We start from the raw sequence: 18610 nt of genomic DNA on the forward strand, positions 1-18610 counted from the left end.
GGCTGGGAGTAGACCTGCCTGGAGGGAACTGATGCCTGTCATAAATCGCTTTGCCGAAATGTTGCCGGAAATTACCGCATGGCGGCGCGATATCCATGCCCATCCCGAATTGCGCTTCGAGGAGCATCGAACCGCAGCGTTCGTCGCCTCGAAACTTGAAGAATTTGGCTGTGATGAGGTGATAACTGGCTTTGGCGGCACCGGCGTGGTTGGAGTTATCAACGGCAAATCCGGATCTGCGGGCAAGACCATTGGATTTCGTGCTGATATGGATGCTCTGCCGATCCAAGAGACGACCGGCTTGCCGCATGCCTCGACCATTCCTGGAAAGATGCATGCCTGCGGCCACGATGGACACACTTCGATGCTTTTGGGCGCGGCGAAGTATTTGGCTGAGACACGCAATTTTGCCGGCAGGGTCGTGCTGGCCTTCCAACCAGCCGAAGAGGGCGGCGGCGGTGCGCGTGCGATGATCGAGGCCGGCTTAATGGACCGTTGGGCCATTGAAGAGGTCTATGGGATGCACAACATGCCTGGAATTTCAGCTGGGGAATTCGCCGTGCGCACGGGACCGCAAATGGCGTCACCGGATAAATTTGAGATTACCGTGCGCGGCACAGGGGGCCACGGCGCGATGCCACACAAGGGTGTAGATACGACACTGGTCGCCGCCCAGATCGTTGTCGCGCTGCAATCCATCGTATCGCGGAACTTTGACCCAATGGACAAGGTCGTCGTGTCGGTTTGCGGATTTCGCACCGAAACCGCCACCTATAATGTGATCCCTGACTCAGTCCAGTTGCTTGGGACAGTACGGACGTTCAATACACAAGCTCAGCACCAAGTGCGTGCGCGTATCGACGCCTTGGCGGCGGCAACTGCCCTTGGCTATGGTGCGGAGGCAGAAGTCAGGCATATGTCTGGGCCACCTCCACTGGTCAACCACGCGCGGGAAGCAGATATGGCGGCCGAGGCAGCTCTGGCAGTGTCTGGCGTGGCCCACCGTAATTTGGATCCGATAATGGCTGGCGAGGATTTTTCAGAGATGTTGTTGGAACGTCCCGGCGCTTATCTGTTCATTGGCAACGGCGATGGCGCGGACCTTCACAATCCGTCCTATGAGTTCAACGATGAGGTGATCCCCGCAGGCTGCAGTTGGTTTGTCACAATGGCAGAAGGGCGCTTGTCGATCGCGTGAGCGGTGAATAGTGCCGCCGCAACACCTTGCAATATCAAATCTTAGCGGAGAAGTTCGCTGAGTGTGTTGTGTCGATCAGTCGAGCACACCGGCCGTTCACCTGAATGTCCAACACCACAGTGCAGCTTCTGCATTGCCGACATTGGCGGCACCGCAATAAATGCGTAAGATGTGCCCGACAACTTAGGGGACCTTGATGGAACGTGAACCGAACTTAATACTCTCAGGCGCTTCTAAGCGTATCGTCGAAGACCGCGTCCCCTTTAAGGTGGACATCTACAAACTCGAGGGCGGGAACGGCTGGTCGCTCGAAGTGGTAAAAAAAGATGGAACGTCCATCGTCTGAGACGATCTATTTGACGACGACCATGCAGCGTATGAGGAAGCGGTTGCTACCATTCGCGCAGAAGGTGCTCAGACGTATTCCAAAGGCGGATCAAATGTAATTTCTTTCAACCGGTGATCCGCCCACACGGCGCTAAGCGGACCTTTATGCTCGGCTCAGCGCGGCGAATGACCGGTCAGTGTTTCGGTTTCAAAGGGTCGTCGCAACACTCAAACCTTTATATGACACTTAACAAGCGATGTATTTGGAGATGGCTCGTTACCTGTGCTGCGGTTATTGAAAATGAGCTTTAAGATCTCTCAAGTCATTCGTACTGGCTCGAATGATTCAGAAACCTTGGCAGCCCGATTACATCGTTCAACTCGTCGAAGCTCGCCATTCTATCCCGGAACGGAGCATTCGAACCACTTCCCTTGAGGCTGGCATAATAGGCCTGCCCGTGACGCAACATCGCCCGAGCAATACCACCGGGAAAGATGACCAATTTGAACCCAATGTCGTGGAGGTCTTGTGCGAAATTCATTGGGGTCATACCACCTTCAACCATGTTCGCAAGCAGCGGAATACGACCCGCAAACCGGGATGAGATTTGCTGCATTTGGTCAAGGTTGCGCGGTGCCTCAATGAATAGTACGTCGCCACCAGCTTCGGCATACTTTTCAGCCCGGTCCAGCGCGGCATCAAAGCCTTCTACAGCGATAGCATCTGTCCGGGCAATGATTTGAAAATTGTCCGAATGGCGGGCGTCACAAGCAGCGCGGATCTTGCCAACCATTTCTCCGACCGGAATGAGTTTCTTGCCCGCCAGATGGCCGCATCGCTTGGGAAAGCTTTGATCCTCAAGTTGGATTGCTTGCGCGCCTGCGCGCTCAAACCCCCGAACAGTACGCTGCACGTTCATGGCATTGCCAAAGCCGGTATCTCCATCAACGATCAAGGGAAGTTGAACCCGATCTGCAATGAGTTCGATGGTTGAGATAACTTCTGACACAGACACCAGGCCCAGGTCCGGCCGCGCGAGCCTGGTATAGGCAATCGCTGCTCCAGATAAATAGATACACTCAAATCCAGCCTGCTCGGCCAACAACGCAGTGAAAGGATCATAAACGCCAGGTGCGATAATGCCTTGTCCAGTGTTGGATAGCAGTGCCTTCAGGTCGGTCATGATACATCTCCGTGCGTCGTTGTTCTTGTAGTCCATATTTCGGCGGTCGAGCTTGGGCTGCGGTCGTATTCCATACGATGCTCATAGGTGTCTGGGCGGTAAAGCCCGCTGATATATTCGACGACCAGTCCGACGTCGTCATACACCAGTCGTTGAACTGAGAGCAGCGGCTCGCCCGGCTCAATCTGCAGAAGTTGCGCGACCTCAGGAGCTGCCAACTTTGCACTGATTGACTGCTCGGCTTTAGCAATGCGATGCCCTGCCCGCTCGATCAAACGCAACAAGGGCGTGTCACGCATTTCATTATCCGTGAAACTGCGGCCGATATCTTCGGGAAGCCAAGTTGTCAGGTGGCTGAACGGAACGCCATCCAGACTGCGCACCCGGATAGCGCGTTGCATAACCGAGCCTTCTGGTTTGACCATGACGCTACAAATATGCGGCGGTGCCACGGCATAGGTCAGTTCGATCAGATCCACATCTGTCTCCAGCCCAAGAGCCACGAGGTTCTCGATGTTGCCGGAAAGACTTGCCATAACCGGTGACGAATGGTCATGCTGATGCCGCGCGAAAGTACCCCGCCCCCGCTGGCGCTCGACCAACCCTTCGGTGGTCAGGCGACCCATGGCCTTGCGTATCGTTATGCGGGAAACATTGAAACGCTCGGCAAGCCAAATCTCTCCCTGCATGGGCTCGGTTCCAGAATATACACCATCAGCTATTTCCTGCTTCAGGATCAGATAAACGCGATGGTGCTTGGGCCACAGATTGTCGTCGGCCTGAGAGCCAATGATGGCCGAACTGTCACCCTGCGTCACTTCAAGTCCCCAAATTTCCAATCCCAGCACCTTCACATGTTTAGCTGGTGTCCCGTGCTGATCCAAGCTAAATGTTCTATTGACATAACATTAACACTGAGTAGCATCACGCTTGTCAAACAAACCTTATTAAAATGTGTCTCGGGAGGACCCAATGTTAAAATTTTCCGGTCAGTCGCGCCGTCGTTTCATCACTGCTGCAGCTGCGCTTGGCGCTGTCGGGCTTACTTTGGGGGCAGGTGTCGCCAAGGCGGCCGATGATTGGCCTGCAGATCCGATCAACATAGTAGTTCCGTTCAAAGCGGGCGGGTCCGCTGACCGAATGGCGCGCACATTGGCTGAGCCTCTGAGCGCGGAACTTGGCGTTCCAGTTGTGGTCGAAAACCGACCCGGCGGCGCAGGAGGTTTAGGGGCGACATATGTCAGCCAACAACCCGCCGACGGTAACACAATGTTGCTAATGCAAGCGACGCCATACCTTGCGAATGCGATCCTTGTCGGCGGGGCACCAGTCAAGTGGGAGGATTTCAGCTTCCTAAACGCCCAGTGGAACGATTATGCCATTTGGGCCGTCCACAAGGACAGCCCCTATCAGACATTCGATCAATTGGCCGAGGCGATGAAGGAGCCGGGCAAGGTGTCTTCGGGCATCATCTACGGCAATGGCGGGCACCTGCAGACACTCCTTGCAATGCAGGCTTTGAATATCCCCGAGACGAATGTCCGCTTCGTCACATATGACGGCGGTGCCCCTCTCCGGACAGCGCTGGCAGGCAATCAGGTTGATTTCGAGGTGCTTGCTGCCCGCGGTGCCGCCTCTGTGATGGACAACCTGCGTGTCTTGTCGGTGGTGAATGACAATGATCCGGACAGCATGGGAGCGCCATTGTTGAATGATGCGCTTTCTGCCCTCGGTGCAGACCCCCAGCCGATCATCGGTGGCAATATTACCGGTCTGTTGGTTCCATCCGCCCTTAAGGCCGATCACCCGGATCGATATACACGGCTGGTATCTGCCTACGAAACAGTTGTGACAAGCGAAGCCTATAAAGCGGCGGCAGTCGAGGCCGGAATTGGGTCGGACTGGTTAGGCCCAGAAGCCAGCCAGGCGATGGTAGATAGTGCCTATCAGGCACTGTCCGAGCTCAGCGATGTCATTAAGTGACCAACTGAGAGCGATGCCCCGAGTGTAGCTCGGGGCATCGCTCTATTGCGCACCTGCGTCCCGGCTGATCTGCGAGGATAATTTAATGAGCCAAATGCCGCACGACCAGACAGAAGCCTCTCATGGCCGCCCCGACTGGGGTGCTCTGATTTTTGCCTGCCTGCTTGCCGTTGCCGTTCTGGTTTTCGCGTGGTCCGTGGTCAGCACGGCTCGGCGGACGACAGACTGGCTGTTGATCGCACCTGGGGCTATGATTGCGGCCTTCGCATTTATCTATGCGGGAATTGTGGATTTGCGGATCAAGCGGCACGTCGCTGACCTGGCCGTGAAGGCACGCAGCGAAGCGGCGCAACCGGTCATTCTCATAGGACTAACATGCGTTTTTGCCGGTGCGGCTCCCTTCATCGGCTTTGATCTGGGTTCGGGGATATTTATTTTGCTTTGTCTGTTGGTGCAGGGAGAGCGGTGCTGGTGGAAACTCGCTTTGGCCTCAATCGGGGGCGCCGCAGTGATGAGTTGGGTCTTTGTGGACCTACTCATGGTCCGCTTACCGGTAATTTTTCTATAGGTAGAGTTCCCTTCCGATGACGATGAAAGCACAGTTTAAATGATAGACCTATCGGCGTTCTCCTCCGCACTAAGCCTTTTGGGAAGCGATCCTATGGCTTGGCTGGTGGTCATTCCCGGCCTTTTTATTGGTCTGATTTTCGGCGCGATCCCTGGTCTGTCTATTTCAATTGCCATGGCAGTGTTCCTGCCCGCGACGCTCTACATGGAGTTTCTTCCGGCAATTCTGTTCCTGACAGCGATTTTCACTGGTGGTGGGTTTGGCGGGGCCGTGCCTGCGATCCTAATGAATATTCCAGGCACCTCAAGTGCTGTCGCCACTGCATTTGACGGCTATCCGATGGCACGATCAGGACTTCATGGCGAGGCGCTCGGCACTGGTCTCGTGGCCTCGGCAGTCGGGACATTGTTCGGCTATGTTATCTTGCTGTTCATCGTCAGCCCTGTTGCCACGTTGGTACTCATGCTGGGACCGACCGAGATGCTGACCGTCGCAATCTGGGGCCTATTGCTGATTGCGGTGCTAAATGATGCCAGCATCGCCAAGGGCGTGGCCGCTGGCCTTCTTGGGATTTTGATCAGCACCATTGGTTACTCTGACACTGGCATGATGCGCGGCACCTTCGGCAGCATGTATCTGTTAGACGGTATCCCCCCGATTCCAGCGTTGATTGGTCTGTTCGCGGCCTCAGAACTGATCAATATGTCCGGCTGCGGTGACTACCTCGTCGCCGACCGCGAGCTCCGCAAAATCCGGCTTGGTCCAATTCTTAAAGGTGTTAAGGCGTCGCTACGCGCTTGGCCGCAAGTGCTGCGCGGATCGGCAATCGGCACAGCGATCGGTATTATTCCCGGGGTCGGTGCAAGTGTGGCGAATCTCGCCTCCTACGCCGCGGCAAAGCGCCTGGCGCGCAACCCCGAGAGCTTTGGCAAGGGTAACCCGGCAGGCGTCATAGCATCGGAATCCGCCAACTCTTCATCCGAAGGCGGCGGTATGGTTACGCTTCTCGCGCTTGGCTTGCCTGGCGGCGCGGGAACTGCAATTCTGCTTGGTGCTTTTGCCATGCACAATGTCACCGGTGGACCGCGTTTCATTTCAGAAAGCAAAGATATTGTTTATGCCCTCATCTTGGGAAACATCGTGCAGGCGATCCTGCTGATGGGCGTCGGCCTTATCTTCGTATTTGGCGCCAGCTACATCGTGAAGGTCCGGCTCAGCTACCTGATCCCTTTCGTACTTACCGTCTCGATGATGGGGGCTTTTGCTATCACCGGATCTATGGTCGGTCCGCTCACTGTTGCCGGAGCTGGAGCCCTTGGCTGGGTAATGCGTCGATATGGCTACCCAGTGACGGCAACTGTCGTTGGTCTGCTGATCGGTCCGATGGCCGAAGGCGAATTGACGCGAAGTTGGCAAATCTCGGGCGGCGACCCGACTTTTCTTCTCAACCGCCCGATAACACTGGTAATGTTCGCATTGCTGCTGGTCACGATCACCTTCGTGCTTATTAGCCGCAAACGCAGCCGGGCGGAGGTGAAATACGATGTCTGATACGAGAACTTTGACGGAACCCCGCGGCACTGTCGCAAAAATCCGAGAAGCGCACCGGATCTTGGCGCAGGATGGTACCGACTTACTCTATATCGACCGTCACTTTTTGCACGAAGGGTCGCATCACGCATTTGCCAGCTTGCGCGAAGCAGGGCGCAGCATCCGCCAGCCAGCGCTAACTTTTGGTGTTGCAGACCACTACGTCCCCTCAAGTCCGGAACGGGCTAACGAAGTGACGGCGACTATGATCGATAGGTTGGATCGCAATACGCGCGACTTCGGCATAGATAGCTTCGGTATCGGTGATCCCCGCCGCGGCATCGTGCATGTTGCTATGCCGGAACAAGGATTAAGCCTGCCCGGCACCACGATCGTCTGCGGCGACAGTCACACGGCCACACATGGTGCCTTTGGGGCCTTCGCGTTTGGCATCGGTGCCTCCGAAGTGGCCCACGTACTGGCGACGCAGACGCTGTGGCAGATGCCCATGCCTGTCATGCGCATCCGCATTGAGGGGCAGTTACCCACAGGTGCTACTGCCAAGGATCTGGCGCTGACGATCATTTGGCGGATCGGGACAGGCGGTGCAACTGGTCATGCCGTAGAATATGACGGCAGCGCCGTAGCCGCCCTTTCAATGGAAGAACGCATGACATTGTGCAATATGACCATCGAAATGGGCGCGCGTTCAGGGCTTGTTCCACCGGATGACACGACATTTGAGTGGCTCAAGGGGCGTCCAATGGCCCCCAAAGGGAAAGCCTGGAAGAGCGCTGTTGCTGAATGGCGTGCGTTGCGGCCCGATCCAAACGCAACCTACGACAAGGAAATACTTATCGACGCGGATGATGTCAGCCCAATGGTCACTTGGGGAACCAGCCCGGAGCAGGTGGCCCCAGTAGACGCCGCTGTTCCAGCAGATGCGGATCCAGATGCTTTGGATTACATGGGACTCGCCGCCGGGGTGCCGTTAACCACCATCAACATCGACCGCGCGTTCATTGGAAGTTGCACAAATGGTCGGTTGAGCGACCTGCGCGCCGCAGCAGTCATCCTAAGCGGGCGCCGTGTCGTCGTCCCTTTGTTGGTTTCGCCTGGATCTGATGACGTCGCCCGCCAAGCAGAATCCGAGGGTATTGCAGAGATTTTCCGCGCCGCTGGGGCGGAATGGGGCGCGAGCGGATGTTCTTTGTGTGTCAGTATGAACGGAGACTTAGTTGCATCCAACGAACGCTGTGCCTCGACCTCTAATCGGAACTTCAAAGGCCGGCAGGGACCCGGTGCGCGGACACATCTTATGAGTCCGCAAATGGTCGCCGCAGCAGCAATCACTGGGCGCATCACGGACGCGCGCACCATGGCGCCACAGGACTGCCTTGGAGACCCGTCATGAGCGGCATGCAGACGATCAACGGTGTGGCGAGCGCCCTGCCCCGCGCAAACATCGACACCGATCAAATCATTCCCGCCAGGTTCATGAGCCGCTCACGCGCAGATGGTTACGGCAGCCAATGTTTTTATGATCTGCGATTTACCCAAGAAGGCACGCCCCGGGCAGACTGGCCACTCAGGCACTTGTCCGAGGGTCCCACAGTACTGGTCGCGGGAGAGAATTTCGGCTGTGGATCATCGCGCGAAGCTGCCGTGTATGCTTTGATGGACTTTGGCGTGAAGGTCATCATCGCCGCAAGTTTTGGCGACATTTTTCAATCCAATGCCGGAAAGAACGGGCTTCTAACCATCATATTGCCTGCTGCCCACATTCGTGAAATTTTCGCAATGCTGCACGTCGACCCTGAGATGCAGATCTCCATTGATCTGCCCGGCCAGCGACTTTGTGCCGGTGAGATCAATATCAGTTTTGAGATAGATGCCCGGCTCAAATACCGCTTGGAACGTGGACTGGATGAATTGTCAGCGACACTGGAACTGGAGGACTGCATCGTAGCCTTCGAAGCCAAACACCTTGGGTCATCCGCTTGGCGAGTGCCTTTGAAACCTGAACCAAGACCAGACTGATCGCCGCAGACAAACCAGAGCTAAAGCTAAAATTTTCGACGGAACCGCCGAAATGGCGCCAATTGCATTTGCAAAAAGGACCTTCCAGCGATGAAAAACACTTGTGATCTGCACGACAAATTTGGCGAAGTGCTCGAAATTATACCCTTCGGCCTGCGCTCGTATGGAAGTCGCTCGGCCTTTTCAGGGCCGGTAGAAACGGTGAAATGCTTCGAGGATAATTCTCGCATTCGTGAATTGGCGCAAACCGCTGGAAACGGCCGTGTCCTTGTCGTGGATGCCGGCGCATCGCTGCGCTATGCTGTGATGGGTGACATGATCGCCGGAAACTACAGCAGAAATGGCTGGGCCGGCGTGATAATTTGGGGTGCAGTGCGAGACGTCACGGAACTCGCAAAACTCGACCTCGGCATCATGGCTCTGGGCAATATTATGCGCCCGTCTATCAGATGTAGCGAAGGTCAGACTGGCGTACCGATACGCATCGGAGAGGCACGGATCAGCAAAAACGCCTTCTTAGTTGCTGACGAAGATGGTGTAATCGTCTTCCCGGAAAGTGTTGCATACCCAATCTAATAGACGAAATAAGGTACTATTCAGCCGGTATGTTGCTGCAGCAAAACTTTTTTTGAGCGGTGCAAGTCCATGTGCAGCTCGACAGGATGATGGCGCGCAATGAAGTGCTAAACGACGTGTATAGGCGGCGACTCTTTGCCACACAGTGCATATTTAGTAATCTCCAACCAAGCTGAGCCACCGTCCGCGATGTGGACCTGCACATGATACAGACACCGCCATCTTGTTTGCAATCTAAGACCGCGATGTCAGATCAAAGATTAAACTGTCGTTCGCTATGGAGTCGTACATTTCCGCGACCGCAGGATCATGACCGGGGATCAGACGATCCGGGCTGCCAGCAAGTCGTAACACCTTGTCTTGGCTGTCGAGTGCGTCCCCGACATTAGCGATGATCGGAAACGGTTTGCCGCTGTCGATATTCGCGTAGAAATGCGCGGCATCCGAGGCCAGACAAAGCCGCCCTCTCGCCGTCTCAACTGTCAGAGCCTGAAGCCCCAGAGAATGCCCGGGCACATGGTGCAACCGGATGCCATCGGCTAAATCGATATCCCCGCTCACAAAATCAACCCGCCCACCATAATTTAGGGCGACCATGAGCTGGACGTCCGAAAGTTCGAACGGAGCGCGCATAAGCGTGTGGCGCATGTATCTCCCAGTTGCGAAGTTCATTTCGCTCTCTTGCAAAACAAAACGCGCATTGGGCAATTTATCCATGTTGCCAGCGTGATCGTAGTGCAGATGAGTAATTACGACGGTGTCGATATCTTCTGGCGCAACACCCAAACCCGCAAGCGCCTCGATCGGGCAGCGCAGGAAATCTCGGTTACGAGTCTGAGCACGTGCGGCATTAAAGCCGGTATCGACCAAGAGTACCCTACCCGCGTTTTTAATGAGCCAGACATAGTAAAAAATCGGGAGCGGCCCGTCGTGGGGGTCTGCTCCCATGAAGTAGTCCGACGCGGGTCGCATCGACTGCGCGTACTTGATCGCATAGACCTCGTATTGTGCAGGTTTTTTCATGGACGACGCTCCTCTATCCGTGCCAGTGCGGCGCAAAAGTGCGGCCGGAAACGGTCCGGATCCTCGATCATCGGGAAGTGGCCCAGACCGTCCATCTCGTGAAATGTCGCAGTGCTGCCGCCAATTTCGTTCAACAATTGCCGCGTATTTGCAGGGGAGGCAGAATAGTCATAGCTGCCCGTCAGCAACTCGATCGGCACTCCGCAGGTACGCAGTGCAGGTGCAAGTCGCTTGCCGTCGTATTCCTCGGAGTAGTAGCCCAGATCGCCCATATAAACACCAGGCCGGGCTTGTGCATAAATCGCGCAGGCCTCGTCGCGTTGCTTTTGCGGGCAACCCGGGCCGAGCATGGCACGTACGTAGGCCGGATTGTGTTGGCTGTCGGCAATACGGGCGTCGGTGAGCAACTCACTTTTTCGCCCCGGCGAGATGAGAGGCGCTTCGAGCGCCACGACCCCGCGCAAGAGGTCAGGACGTTGCGCGGCCACAGTCAACGCCATGGATGCCCCCATTGAACATCCGACCAAAATGACCGGCTCCTGTACTATTTCGTCTATAAAGGCTACCACCCATTGAAGGTATCGTGCTTCGGTAAGTTTGTACTGGGCGGTTGTTTCGACATTGTCCGCGCCGGAAGATAACCCGTGCCACGGCATATCGAATGCCAAAAGCCGGTGGTTCTTTTGAAGCTTTGTATCCGCAAGTTGATGCAGGAATTGCCGCGCATCAGCTCCAGCAGTATGCAAAAAAACGACAGGCGTGCCCTGCCCCGCCTCCATATAATGAAGACGGGCAAACGTCCCGTCAGGCAAGGCAACGACCCGATGGCGGCTTGTGACATTCGACACGTCATGGAGAAAGTTAAAGCCAGTATAAGGAGTCGGCGCGGGACGGGCTAATTCAATCAAACGTTCCAATGCAGCAAGCGCTTGAGCGAGCGCAACAGGCGAGCCTGTCACCGCCGGACCTTGCTCATTGCGGATCAGAGCCCCGAAGGAATGAAGGCCCGGGGCCGGATCGGCACGCAAGACCTCAGCCCAAAGTGCCATTGGGGCTTCGAGCGTAATGCCGCCCCCGTGAGTGTCGAGGAAAAGAGGTTCCTCACAAAGGTGAAGCGTCCAAGACTGATCGGCAATGCGCAGGGTTAGCGGCAGGTCCAGCCCGCGACAAGACCAGCAGAAAATCGTGTCTTCGGCGGCTTGCTGCAGCCAGTTTTTAATCTGGTCAGTCATTTAACGTTAGCTGCGAGAAAGGTAAATATTTCGGTATGGTCCGCACCTTTCTCAAGCGAGGCCTCTGCCGCGCGCCATGTCTCCGCGGCAGCACGCACGCCCGGCAGATGCTGGCCCACGTGTCTCGACAGGCTGGCGGCCAAACCAACATCCTTGGCCATCAATCCAAGACCAAAGCCCGCACCTTTGAAGTTTTCAGACAGGATAAACTGCACGATCTTGTTTTCAGTCGAGTTGTTCCGCCCGGTCGAAGCATTGATGATCTCGATCAACCGCGCCGGATCAAGCCCGAATTCTTGCCCGATCAGCACCGCCTCGCAAGCAGCGGCAAGACCGGCGGCAGAGACATAGTTGTTCAGTGCCTTGGTGGCATGGCCCGCTGCCAGCCCCCCCGCAGAGAACACCTTGCCCATGCTTTCGAGAACGGGCGTCACAAGATCAATAGCAGCGGGATCATCACCGCCCAACATAATCGCAAGCGACCCGTTGACTGCTTTGCGTAGCCCGCCCGATACAGGTGCATCTAACAGCACGATGCCATGCTCTTTCAGGGCAGCGCCAAGCTTTCTGGTTTCAATTGGATCAGAAGAGCTCATATCGACGATGATCCCGCCTTGCGTCATTGAACGCGCCACGCCGTCCGCACCAAGGCAGACGGTCTCGACAATCTTAGAATTTGGCAACATCAAAATGACGATTTCGGCATGCTCTCCCACTTCGGCAAGGCTGGAGGCGACTTGCAATTTACTGCCCTTGCCAGCCTTACGTGCGGCATCGGGAAGCGCGTCATAGATCAGCGGTGCATGGCCATTCTGTGCCATGCACCGCACCATAGGCGCGCCCATTGTGCCGATTCCAATAAAGCCAAGTTTGGGCACGCTACTCTGCCTCCAGCTCGTCGAGCACAGTTTTTGCGATGCGGAAGCTGTCGACCATGGCTGGCACGCCGCAATAGATCCCTACCTGAAGCAAAATCTCTTTGATCTCAGCACGGCTCAGCCCGTTATTCACGGCTCCACGCACATGAGCGGCCAATTCATGCGGACGGTTTAGCGCACTTATCATGGCGAGGTTGATCGTGGAGCGTGTTTTACGGTCAATCCCGTCACGACCCCAGACTTCGCCCCAGCAGTAGGTCGTGACAAGTTCCTGAAGATCCTTGGTGAAATCATCAGCATTTTCAATTGCCTTGTCTACATATGCGTCGCCCAAGGTTGCGCGCCGAATTTCCATGCCTTTGTCGTAGGTAGCCTTGTCCATGTTTGGGTCCTTTTGGTTATTCTTTATCTAAATCAAGCTCTGAGAAACGGCGCTGAACGACCTCGGCAGCGGCTGCAACATGCGCCTCAGCCATATCTCTGGCCCGACGACCGTCGCCTGCACGGATCGCATTTACGACCCTGCCAATTTCCTTGAGCGTATCGGGAAAACGGCCCGAAGCCGATAACGTCAGCCGCCTGAGCTGAACGATACGGTTGTTAAGTTGGGTAAACATCAACTCGAGCACTTCGTTCGCAGCGCCATTCAGCAGGCAGCGATAGAAATCGTTCTTTGCCTCGACTAAGGCATTGGGCTCTTCCTTAACCACCATCGCTTCAAGTCGGGCGAAGATATCGAAAAGCTCTTGGCGCTGCTCGTCCGAGGCCCGCTGCGTAAATTCCGAACAGGCCAATCCTTCGAGAGCGCCGCGCACACGGTAAAGCTGAGCAGCCTCCTCGCGGCCTAAGAGAGTGACGACGGGTCCCTTGTGAGGCACCAGTGTGATCAGCCCTTCGGAGGCAAGTGTTTGAATCGCCTCACGCAGCAGCCCACGGCTGACCCCGAACATCTCAGTCATCTCTCGCTCGACAAGACGGGCGCCGCCTTTGAGATCTCCCGACAGGATGGCTTCACGCAGACCGCGCACAAGACGTGCGTTCAATGTGAGGTCTTCTCGGTCCAGTGCGTATTTCGAGGTCATTGCGTTATCCTTCAGGAGCAATCAATCATATTGTCTAACAATCTGTCAATATAGTTGACAAACAAACTGACGTCACACTACGCTATTTGAAAATGAAGGTCATCATTGGGAGGATGAAAAATGAAGCGTAGTAAACTATCGACCTCGGTTGCCGCACTTACCCGCCGCTCCGTACTTGCCACGGGGGCCGCTGCCCTTGCCATGCCAGCGCTGACAGGGCGCGGCTTTGCACAAGAAGCCGTGAATGTAGGGGTGATCGTCCCGCTTTCGGGTGCCAATGCACAGTTCGGTATTAACTCGCGCAATGGCATCCAGCTGGTCGCCGATGAGATCAATGCCAACGGCGGGATCAAATCGATGGGCGGAGCGCAGATCAATCTGGTCATAGCCGATGCAACCTCGAACCCGACACAGGCGGCCACCGTGGCACAGCGCATGATGTCGCAAGATAATGTCGTTGCTGTGTTGGGCGCTTTTGCCTCGTCACTGACGCTGGCCATCTCCGAAGTAACCGAACGGCGCGGTGTGCCGCTCCTGACCATGTCATTCTCGGACCAAATCACCGATCGCGGTTTCCAAAATGTGTTCCAGATCGTTTCGCCGGGCAGCCAGATTGGTGCCGCGACGTTCGACTTCACACGTGCTCTGGCACAAGAAGCAGGCCAAACACTCGAAAAAATCGCAATCATGTACGAAGATACGGCTTATGGAACGTCACAATCAGCCGGTCTACGCAAAGCCGCACAGGACGCAGGTATCGAAGTGGTGATGGACGAGGCATACCCTCTCGGCATCACTGACGTCAGCCCGCTTATCAACCAGTTGCGCCGCTCTGATGCGCAAGTAGTATTCCCCGTATCTTATCTCAACGATTCCTTGCTGATCGTGCGCTCGATGCGCCAGCAAGGCATCAACATCCCCACCATCGGCGGCGCTGCAGGGTATATCATCCCCGACTTCCGCGAAGGTCTGGGCGATCTGGCGGACAATGTTCTGTCCATCTCTCCGGCGGCTTATGATCAGGCGCCAGACTATACCGAGCGTTTCCGTGAGAAATTCGGCTATTTCATGGTGCATGAAGCGCAAGAGCATGCGGCCTGCATGGGATGCCTGCACTCCGCTCTCGAGGCTGCCGGATCCGCCGATCATGCGGCAATCCGAGAACAACTACAGAATAGTGTCTTTGACCAAGGCTGGGCGACCGTCATGTCCGGCGGCAAGGTTGAATTCGACGAAATGGGCCGCAACATCCATGCTTCGCCTCTGATGGTGCAATGGCGCGGTGGGGAACTGGTGACCGTTTATCCTAAGGAATACGCCACCGGCGAAGTCGTCTGGAACAGCTAAGTAATCACTCCAATTCCAACTCAGGGTCCTGAACGGTACTCAGCCGTTCAGGACCAGTGGCAGCAGGATCCCGCAGACTATGCAATCGATCACCACCTTCTTTCAAACGCTGATCGACGGCGTTTTGATCGGCGGCGTCTATGCCGTCATTTCAATCGGGCTGAGCCTTGTGTTTGGCGTGATGCATATCGTCAACTTTGCCCATGCAGAGTTTCTCATGCTGGGTATGTTTATTGCATGGTTTGCCTGGGCCTACGCCGGAATCGACCCAATGCTGGGCGCGTTCATTGCCCTGATCATCACATTTTTTATCGGCATGGGCATGCAGCGGGTGCTGATCAAGCCGATCATCGGCGCCCCTCAAGTTGCACAAATCTTCCTCACCGTCGGATTACTCTTTGCCATGGAAAACGGTGCGCTTTTGCTCTTCGGGGCCGATTTTCGGTCTGTCAGTACTTCCTACCAGACACAGGCTTTAACCCTTTTTTCCGGCGAGTCCGGTCGAATCCTCGTACCGCTGGATAAGCTCTATGCTTTCTTGATGGCTCTCCTGAGCGGCGCCTCGCTTTGGTTTTTTCTTAACCGCACTTCATGGGGGCGCGCAATGCGCGCCACGTCCCAAGACCCGATGGCGGCCAAGCTGATGGGGATCAACACCGACAAGATGTATATGATCGCCTTCGGCCTCGGCGTCGGCACCACCGCTTTTGGCGGTGCGGTTATTCTGCCCTATATCACCGCTTCTCCGACCGTCGGGTCGCAGTTTGTGGTGCTGATGTTCACCGCCGTTGTCCTTGGCGGGCTGGGCTCGGTTGCCGGGGCCGTAGTTGGCGGCATCATGGTCGGGCTGATCCAGTCGTTCTCGGCACTGATATTGCCGATCCAGCTCCAAAACCTGACGCTCTTCGTAATTTTCATTCTGGTGCTCGCTCTCAAGCCTGAAGGGCTGACCGCACGGAGACGCTCATGACCCGTTTTTTCTATCCTTCCCTGGCAGTGGTGGCTGTTACAGTCATGTCACTCTTGCCGCTGACACTCGACCCACAAGGATATGAGATTCGCATCTTGTGTATTGCGATGCTTTTTGCGGCCTTGGGCCAAGCCTGGAACATTGTAGGCGGTCTGGCCAACCAGATTTCGCTGGGGCATGCGGCCTATTTCGGGATCGGGGCCTATACTTCAACCATCCTGTTGCGGTTGTTCAGCCTTTCGCCTTGGCTCGGTGGAATCTTGGGTATGGTGCTGGCCGTGCTTTTCGCCCTGCTGCTCAGCGTGCCGACGGTGCGCCTGAAGGGGCACTACTTTGCTCTGGCAACATTGGGAGCCGGAGAGGCGATGCGCGTCATCGCTAATAGCTGGGCCAGCGTCACAGGCGGTCCGGTCGGCATATCCGTCCCCTACTCCCGCGAGAGCAGCCTTTGGATGATGCAATTTCCCACGGTCTTGCCCAACTATTACCTATTTTTGATCGCCTTGGTGATCATTTGCCTCGTGTTCTGGAAGATCCAGACTGGCGCCTTGGGGTTCCGGTTGCGGGCCATAAAGGAAAACGAACAGGCCGCTGAGGTTATCGGCGTAGACACCTATCGCGCCAAACTGATCGCAAGCACGGTCTCGGCCGCGATTACTGCCTTTATGGGTACGCTCTATGCGCAATTCCAGTTCTTTTTTGACCCCGATACGGTGTTCGGTGTGGCGACGATTTCGGTTAAGATGGCACTGATCGCAATTCTGGGCGGCGTCGGCACGCTTCTTGGACCACTGCTCGGGGCCGCGTTCATCATTCCGATGGAGGAGTTTGCCAACAGCTACTTCGGAGCCTCTGTCGCGGGGCTGTCGCAATTCGCTTACGGCGTTATCCTCGTGGTGATCATCCTGATCAACCCCCGAGGTCTGGTGGCCCTTATCGGACAGATCAAGAACCGGATTTTCTCGAAAGGAGGGTCGCAATGACAGCCCCCATCCTTCAGGTCCAGAACCTGACCCGACGGTTTGGCGGCCTTGTAGCCGTCAACGACGTCAGCTTTGAATTGGACCCCGGAGAAATTGTCGGCCTGATTGGCCCCAATGGTGCCGGTAAGACCACCCTCTTCAACGTTCTGACCGGCATCTACCCCCCGAGTGCGGGGCAGATCCTGCTGCGCGGTGCACCAAGTGGCGGGTTGAAGCCGCACAAGATCGCTGCCCGCGGGATGACAAAAACCTTCCAGAACGTCGCCTTGTTCATGGAATCCTCGGTACTTGATAATGTGGTCACCGGCGGGCTGTTGAAAAACACCCTCCCCGAGGCCCGCAAGAAAGCCCGCGCTATACTGGAGCGGGTCGGACTTGCCAGCATCGCAGACAAAAAGGCCGGTGATCTGTCCTTCCCCGAGCGCGCCCGCGTAGAGGTGGCCCGCGCCCTATGCACCGAGCCTGACATTTTATTACTCGACGAGGTCATGGCCGCACTTACCCCCGCCGAAATGGAGGACGTCATCACGCTGGTGCGTTCTTTGCGCGACGAGGGCATTACCTTTGTCGTGGTCGAACATCACATGAAAGCAGTGATGAAATTGTGCGAACGGTTGTTGGTCCTCAATTTCGGCGAGTTGATCGCCGATGGCACGCCCACAGACATTGCCCAGAATGATCGGGTTATCGAAGCCTATCTGGGATCGTCCTTCGCCAAGAAACGCCAACACCAAGCGCCGGAGGTTCTGGCATGACGACACCATCGGCAACCGGTGCCCCGCTTTTGACTATCGAAAACCTCTGCGCGTCTTACGGGGGCGCATGGGTACTCAAGGACGTGTCCCTGACCATGCAGGTAGGCGAATTTCTGGCGATCATCGGCGCAAATACTGCTGGAAAAAGTACCTTACTTAAGGCGATTTCCGGTCTGATGCCTCAGACCAGCGGAAACATTTCGTTTTTGGGGCACGACTTGCTGAACACTCCCGCCCACCGCGTGCCGACATTAGGCATCGCTCACGTCCCCGAAGGCCGTCATGTATTTACGGAAATGACCGTAGAAGAAAATCTCCGCACGGGGGCCTTCACGCGGGGAAAATCCTCTGGGGTTGGCGACTCAATAGCGCGTATTTTCGACCTGTTCCCCCGTCTCAAAGAGCGGCGCACCCAGCTGGCGGGCACGCTCTCAGGCGGCGAGCAGCAGATGGTGGCCGTCGGGCGTGGCATGATGCTGGACCCCAAGCTGCTTATTCTGGATGAACCGAGCCTTGGCCTCGCGCCAATTGTGGTCGAAGAGATGCACGATCGATTTCACGAGATCCACAACAGCGGAGTCTCTGTCCTGCTGGTAGAACAAAACGTTTCCCTCGCACTTGAAAGCGCAGGACGGGCATATGTAATGTCTTCGGGCAGCATTGAGTTTGAGGGAATTGCGACAGAGTTGGCCCAAGATGATCGAATTCGTCGCGCGTATCTCGGAATCTGAATTGAAAGGCGCCGAGTATATTAAACCGTGAAAGCTGCACTTGTATCCAACATGCTTCGACCTGCGTCATTAGCTCAAACAGTTCGGGGGCTCTGGTATCCTCCCATCAGGCTGTTGTTTGGATCAAACAGGGGATGCAATCGAAGGACTGTGTCATGGACTGTGATTAAGACAAGCGACATCAAGGCTGGCTGCAATCATAT

General features: G+C 55.9%; 20 protein-coding genes. 13 read left to right on the top strand and 7 right to left on the bottom strand.

Annotated features, from left to right (window positions below; all coding sequences use genetic code 11):
• The first annotated feature begins 31 nt into the window (after positions 1 to 31).
• Both BM174_RS06135 and BM174_RS21030 read left to right on the top strand, forming a co-directional pair.
• Positions 32 to 1198, top strand: coding sequence for a M20 aminoacylase family protein (locus BM174_RS06135; protein ID WP_093922976.1), 1167 nt, complete (start codon positions 32 to 34; stop codon positions 1196 to 1198).
• Positions 1199 to 1394: 196 nt separating this feature from the next.
• Complete coding sequence (locus tag BM174_RS21030; RefSeq protein ID WP_177209429.1) at positions 1395 to 1544, top strand: hypothetical protein; 150 nt, start codon at positions 1395 to 1397, stop codon at positions 1542 to 1544.
• Positions 1545 to 1848: 304 nt separating this feature from the next.
• Here BM174_RS21030 and BM174_RS06140 read toward each other — a convergent pair whose 3' ends face one another.
• Positions 1849 to 2709, bottom strand: coding sequence for an isocitrate lyase/PEP mutase family protein (locus BM174_RS06140; protein WP_093922977.1), 861 nt, complete (start codon positions 2707 to 2709; stop codon positions 1849 to 1851).
• Positions 2706 to 3593, bottom strand: coding sequence for a GntR family transcriptional regulator (locus BM174_RS06145; protein ID WP_093922978.1), 888 nt, complete (start codon positions 3591 to 3593; stop codon positions 2706 to 2708). Before BM174_RS06145 ends, BM174_RS06140 begins: the two co-directional genes overlap by 4 nt.
• A gap of 88 nt (positions 3594 to 3681) precedes the next feature.
• Here BM174_RS06145 and BM174_RS06150 point away from each other — a divergent pair, with 88 nt between their 5' ends.
• The 6 genes from BM174_RS06150 to rraA all read left to right on the top strand — a co-directional run bounded on the left by BM174_RS06150 (position 3682) and on the right by rraA (position 9406).
• Positions 3682 to 4692 (top strand): tripartite tricarboxylate transporter substrate binding protein, encoded by a 1011-nt coding sequence (locus tag BM174_RS06150; protein WP_093922979.1) that lies wholly within the window; start codon positions 3682 to 3684, stop codon positions 4690 to 4692.
• 85 nt (positions 4693 to 4777) lie between these two features.
• A complete protein-coding gene (locus tag BM174_RS06155; protein WP_093922980.1) occupies positions 4778 to 5260 on the top strand; it encodes a tripartite tricarboxylate transporter TctB family protein in 483 nt (160 codons plus the stop codon).
• A gap of 39 nt (positions 5261 to 5299) precedes the next feature.
• On the top strand, positions 5300 to 6811 hold the full coding sequence (locus BM174_RS06160; RefSeq protein WP_093922981.1) for a tripartite tricarboxylate transporter permease: 1512 nt from the start codon (positions 5300 to 5302) through the stop codon (positions 6809 to 6811).
• A complete protein-coding gene (leuC, locus tag BM174_RS06165; RefSeq protein WP_093922982.1) occupies positions 6804 to 8204 on the top strand; it encodes a 3-isopropylmalate dehydratase large subunit in 1401 nt (466 codons plus the stop codon). The genes BM174_RS06160 and leuC overlap by 8 nt, the downstream gene beginning before the upstream one ends.
• A complete protein-coding gene (gene leuD / locus BM174_RS06170; RefSeq protein ID WP_093922983.1) occupies positions 8201 to 8830 on the top strand; it encodes a 3-isopropylmalate dehydratase small subunit in 630 nt (209 codons plus the stop codon). The genes leuC and leuD overlap by 4 nt, the downstream gene beginning before the upstream one ends.
• Before the next feature lie 90 nt (positions 8831 to 8920).
• A complete protein-coding gene (rraA, locus tag BM174_RS06175) occupies positions 8921 to 9406 on the top strand; it encodes a ribonuclease E activity regulator RraA (protein ID WP_093922984.1) in 486 nt (161 codons plus the stop codon).
• Positions 9407 to 9640: 234 nt separating this feature from the next.
• Here the strand turns inward: rraA and BM174_RS06180 are convergent, their stop codons facing one another.
• The 5 genes from BM174_RS06180 to BM174_RS06200 are packed head-to-tail and all read right to left on the bottom strand — an operon-like array spanning position 9641 to position 13621.
• Complete coding sequence (locus BM174_RS06180) at positions 9641 to 10429, bottom strand: N-acyl homoserine lactonase family protein (protein WP_093922985.1); 789 nt, start codon at positions 10427 to 10429, stop codon at positions 9641 to 9643.
• Entirely contained in the window at positions 10426 to 11661 is a 1236-nt protein-coding gene (locus BM174_RS06185; protein ID WP_093922986.1) for an alpha/beta fold hydrolase, read from the bottom strand. Before BM174_RS06185 ends, BM174_RS06180 begins: the two co-directional genes overlap by 4 nt.
• Positions 11658 to 12539, bottom strand: a complete 882-nt coding sequence (locus BM174_RS06190) for an NAD(P)-dependent oxidoreductase (RefSeq protein WP_218152915.1) — start codon at positions 12537 to 12539, stop codon at positions 11658 to 11660. The genes BM174_RS06185 and BM174_RS06190 overlap by 4 nt, the downstream gene beginning before the upstream one ends.
• Position 12540: 1 nt before the next feature.
• Positions 12541 to 12921: a carboxymuconolactone decarboxylase family protein gene (locus tag BM174_RS06195; RefSeq protein WP_093922987.1), complete on the bottom strand. Its 381-nt coding sequence runs from the start codon at positions 12919 to 12921 to the stop codon at positions 12541 to 12543.
• A gap of 16 nt (positions 12922 to 12937) precedes the next feature.
• Positions 12938 to 13621 (bottom strand): GntR family transcriptional regulator, encoded by a 684-nt coding sequence (locus BM174_RS06200; protein ID WP_093922988.1) that lies wholly within the window; start codon positions 13619 to 13621, stop codon positions 12938 to 12940.
• Positions 13622 to 13741: 120 nt separating this feature from the next.
• Between BM174_RS06200 and BM174_RS06205 the strand changes: the two genes are divergently transcribed.
• The 5 genes from BM174_RS06205 (at position 13742) to BM174_RS06225 (ending at position 18407) form a co-directional block, all read left to right on the top strand.
• Positions 13742 to 14968 carry an ABC transporter substrate-binding protein gene (locus tag BM174_RS06205; RefSeq protein ID WP_093922989.1) on the top strand — a complete coding sequence of 409 codons (1227 nt, stop codon included), beginning with the start codon at positions 13742 to 13744 and terminating at the stop codon, positions 14966 to 14968.
• 79 nt (positions 14969 to 15047) lie between these two features.
• Positions 15048 to 15938: a branched-chain amino acid ABC transporter permease gene (locus BM174_RS06210; RefSeq protein WP_093922990.1), complete on the top strand. Its 891-nt coding sequence runs from the start codon at positions 15048 to 15050 to the stop codon at positions 15936 to 15938.
• Positions 15935 to 16921: a branched-chain amino acid ABC transporter permease gene (locus tag BM174_RS06215; RefSeq protein WP_093922991.1), complete on the top strand. Its 987-nt coding sequence runs from the start codon at positions 15935 to 15937 to the stop codon at positions 16919 to 16921. Before BM174_RS06210 ends, BM174_RS06215 begins: the two co-directional genes overlap by 4 nt.
• Positions 16918 to 17676, top strand: coding sequence for an ABC transporter ATP-binding protein (locus BM174_RS06220; protein WP_093922992.1), 759 nt, complete (start codon positions 16918 to 16920; stop codon positions 17674 to 17676). The genes BM174_RS06215 and BM174_RS06220 overlap by 4 nt, the downstream gene beginning before the upstream one ends.
• Positions 17673 to 18407 carry an ABC transporter ATP-binding protein gene (locus tag BM174_RS06225; protein WP_093922993.1) on the top strand — a complete coding sequence of 245 codons (735 nt, stop codon included), beginning with the start codon at positions 17673 to 17675 and terminating at the stop codon, positions 18405 to 18407. Before BM174_RS06220 ends, BM174_RS06225 begins: the two co-directional genes overlap by 4 nt.
• Positions 18408 to 18610: the final 203 nt, after the last annotated feature.

The organism is Sulfitobacter brevis (assembly GCF_900112755.1).
GTDB classification, from domain to species: Bacteria; Pseudomonadota; Alphaproteobacteria; order Rhodobacterales; family Rhodobacteraceae; genus Sulfitobacter; species Sulfitobacter brevis.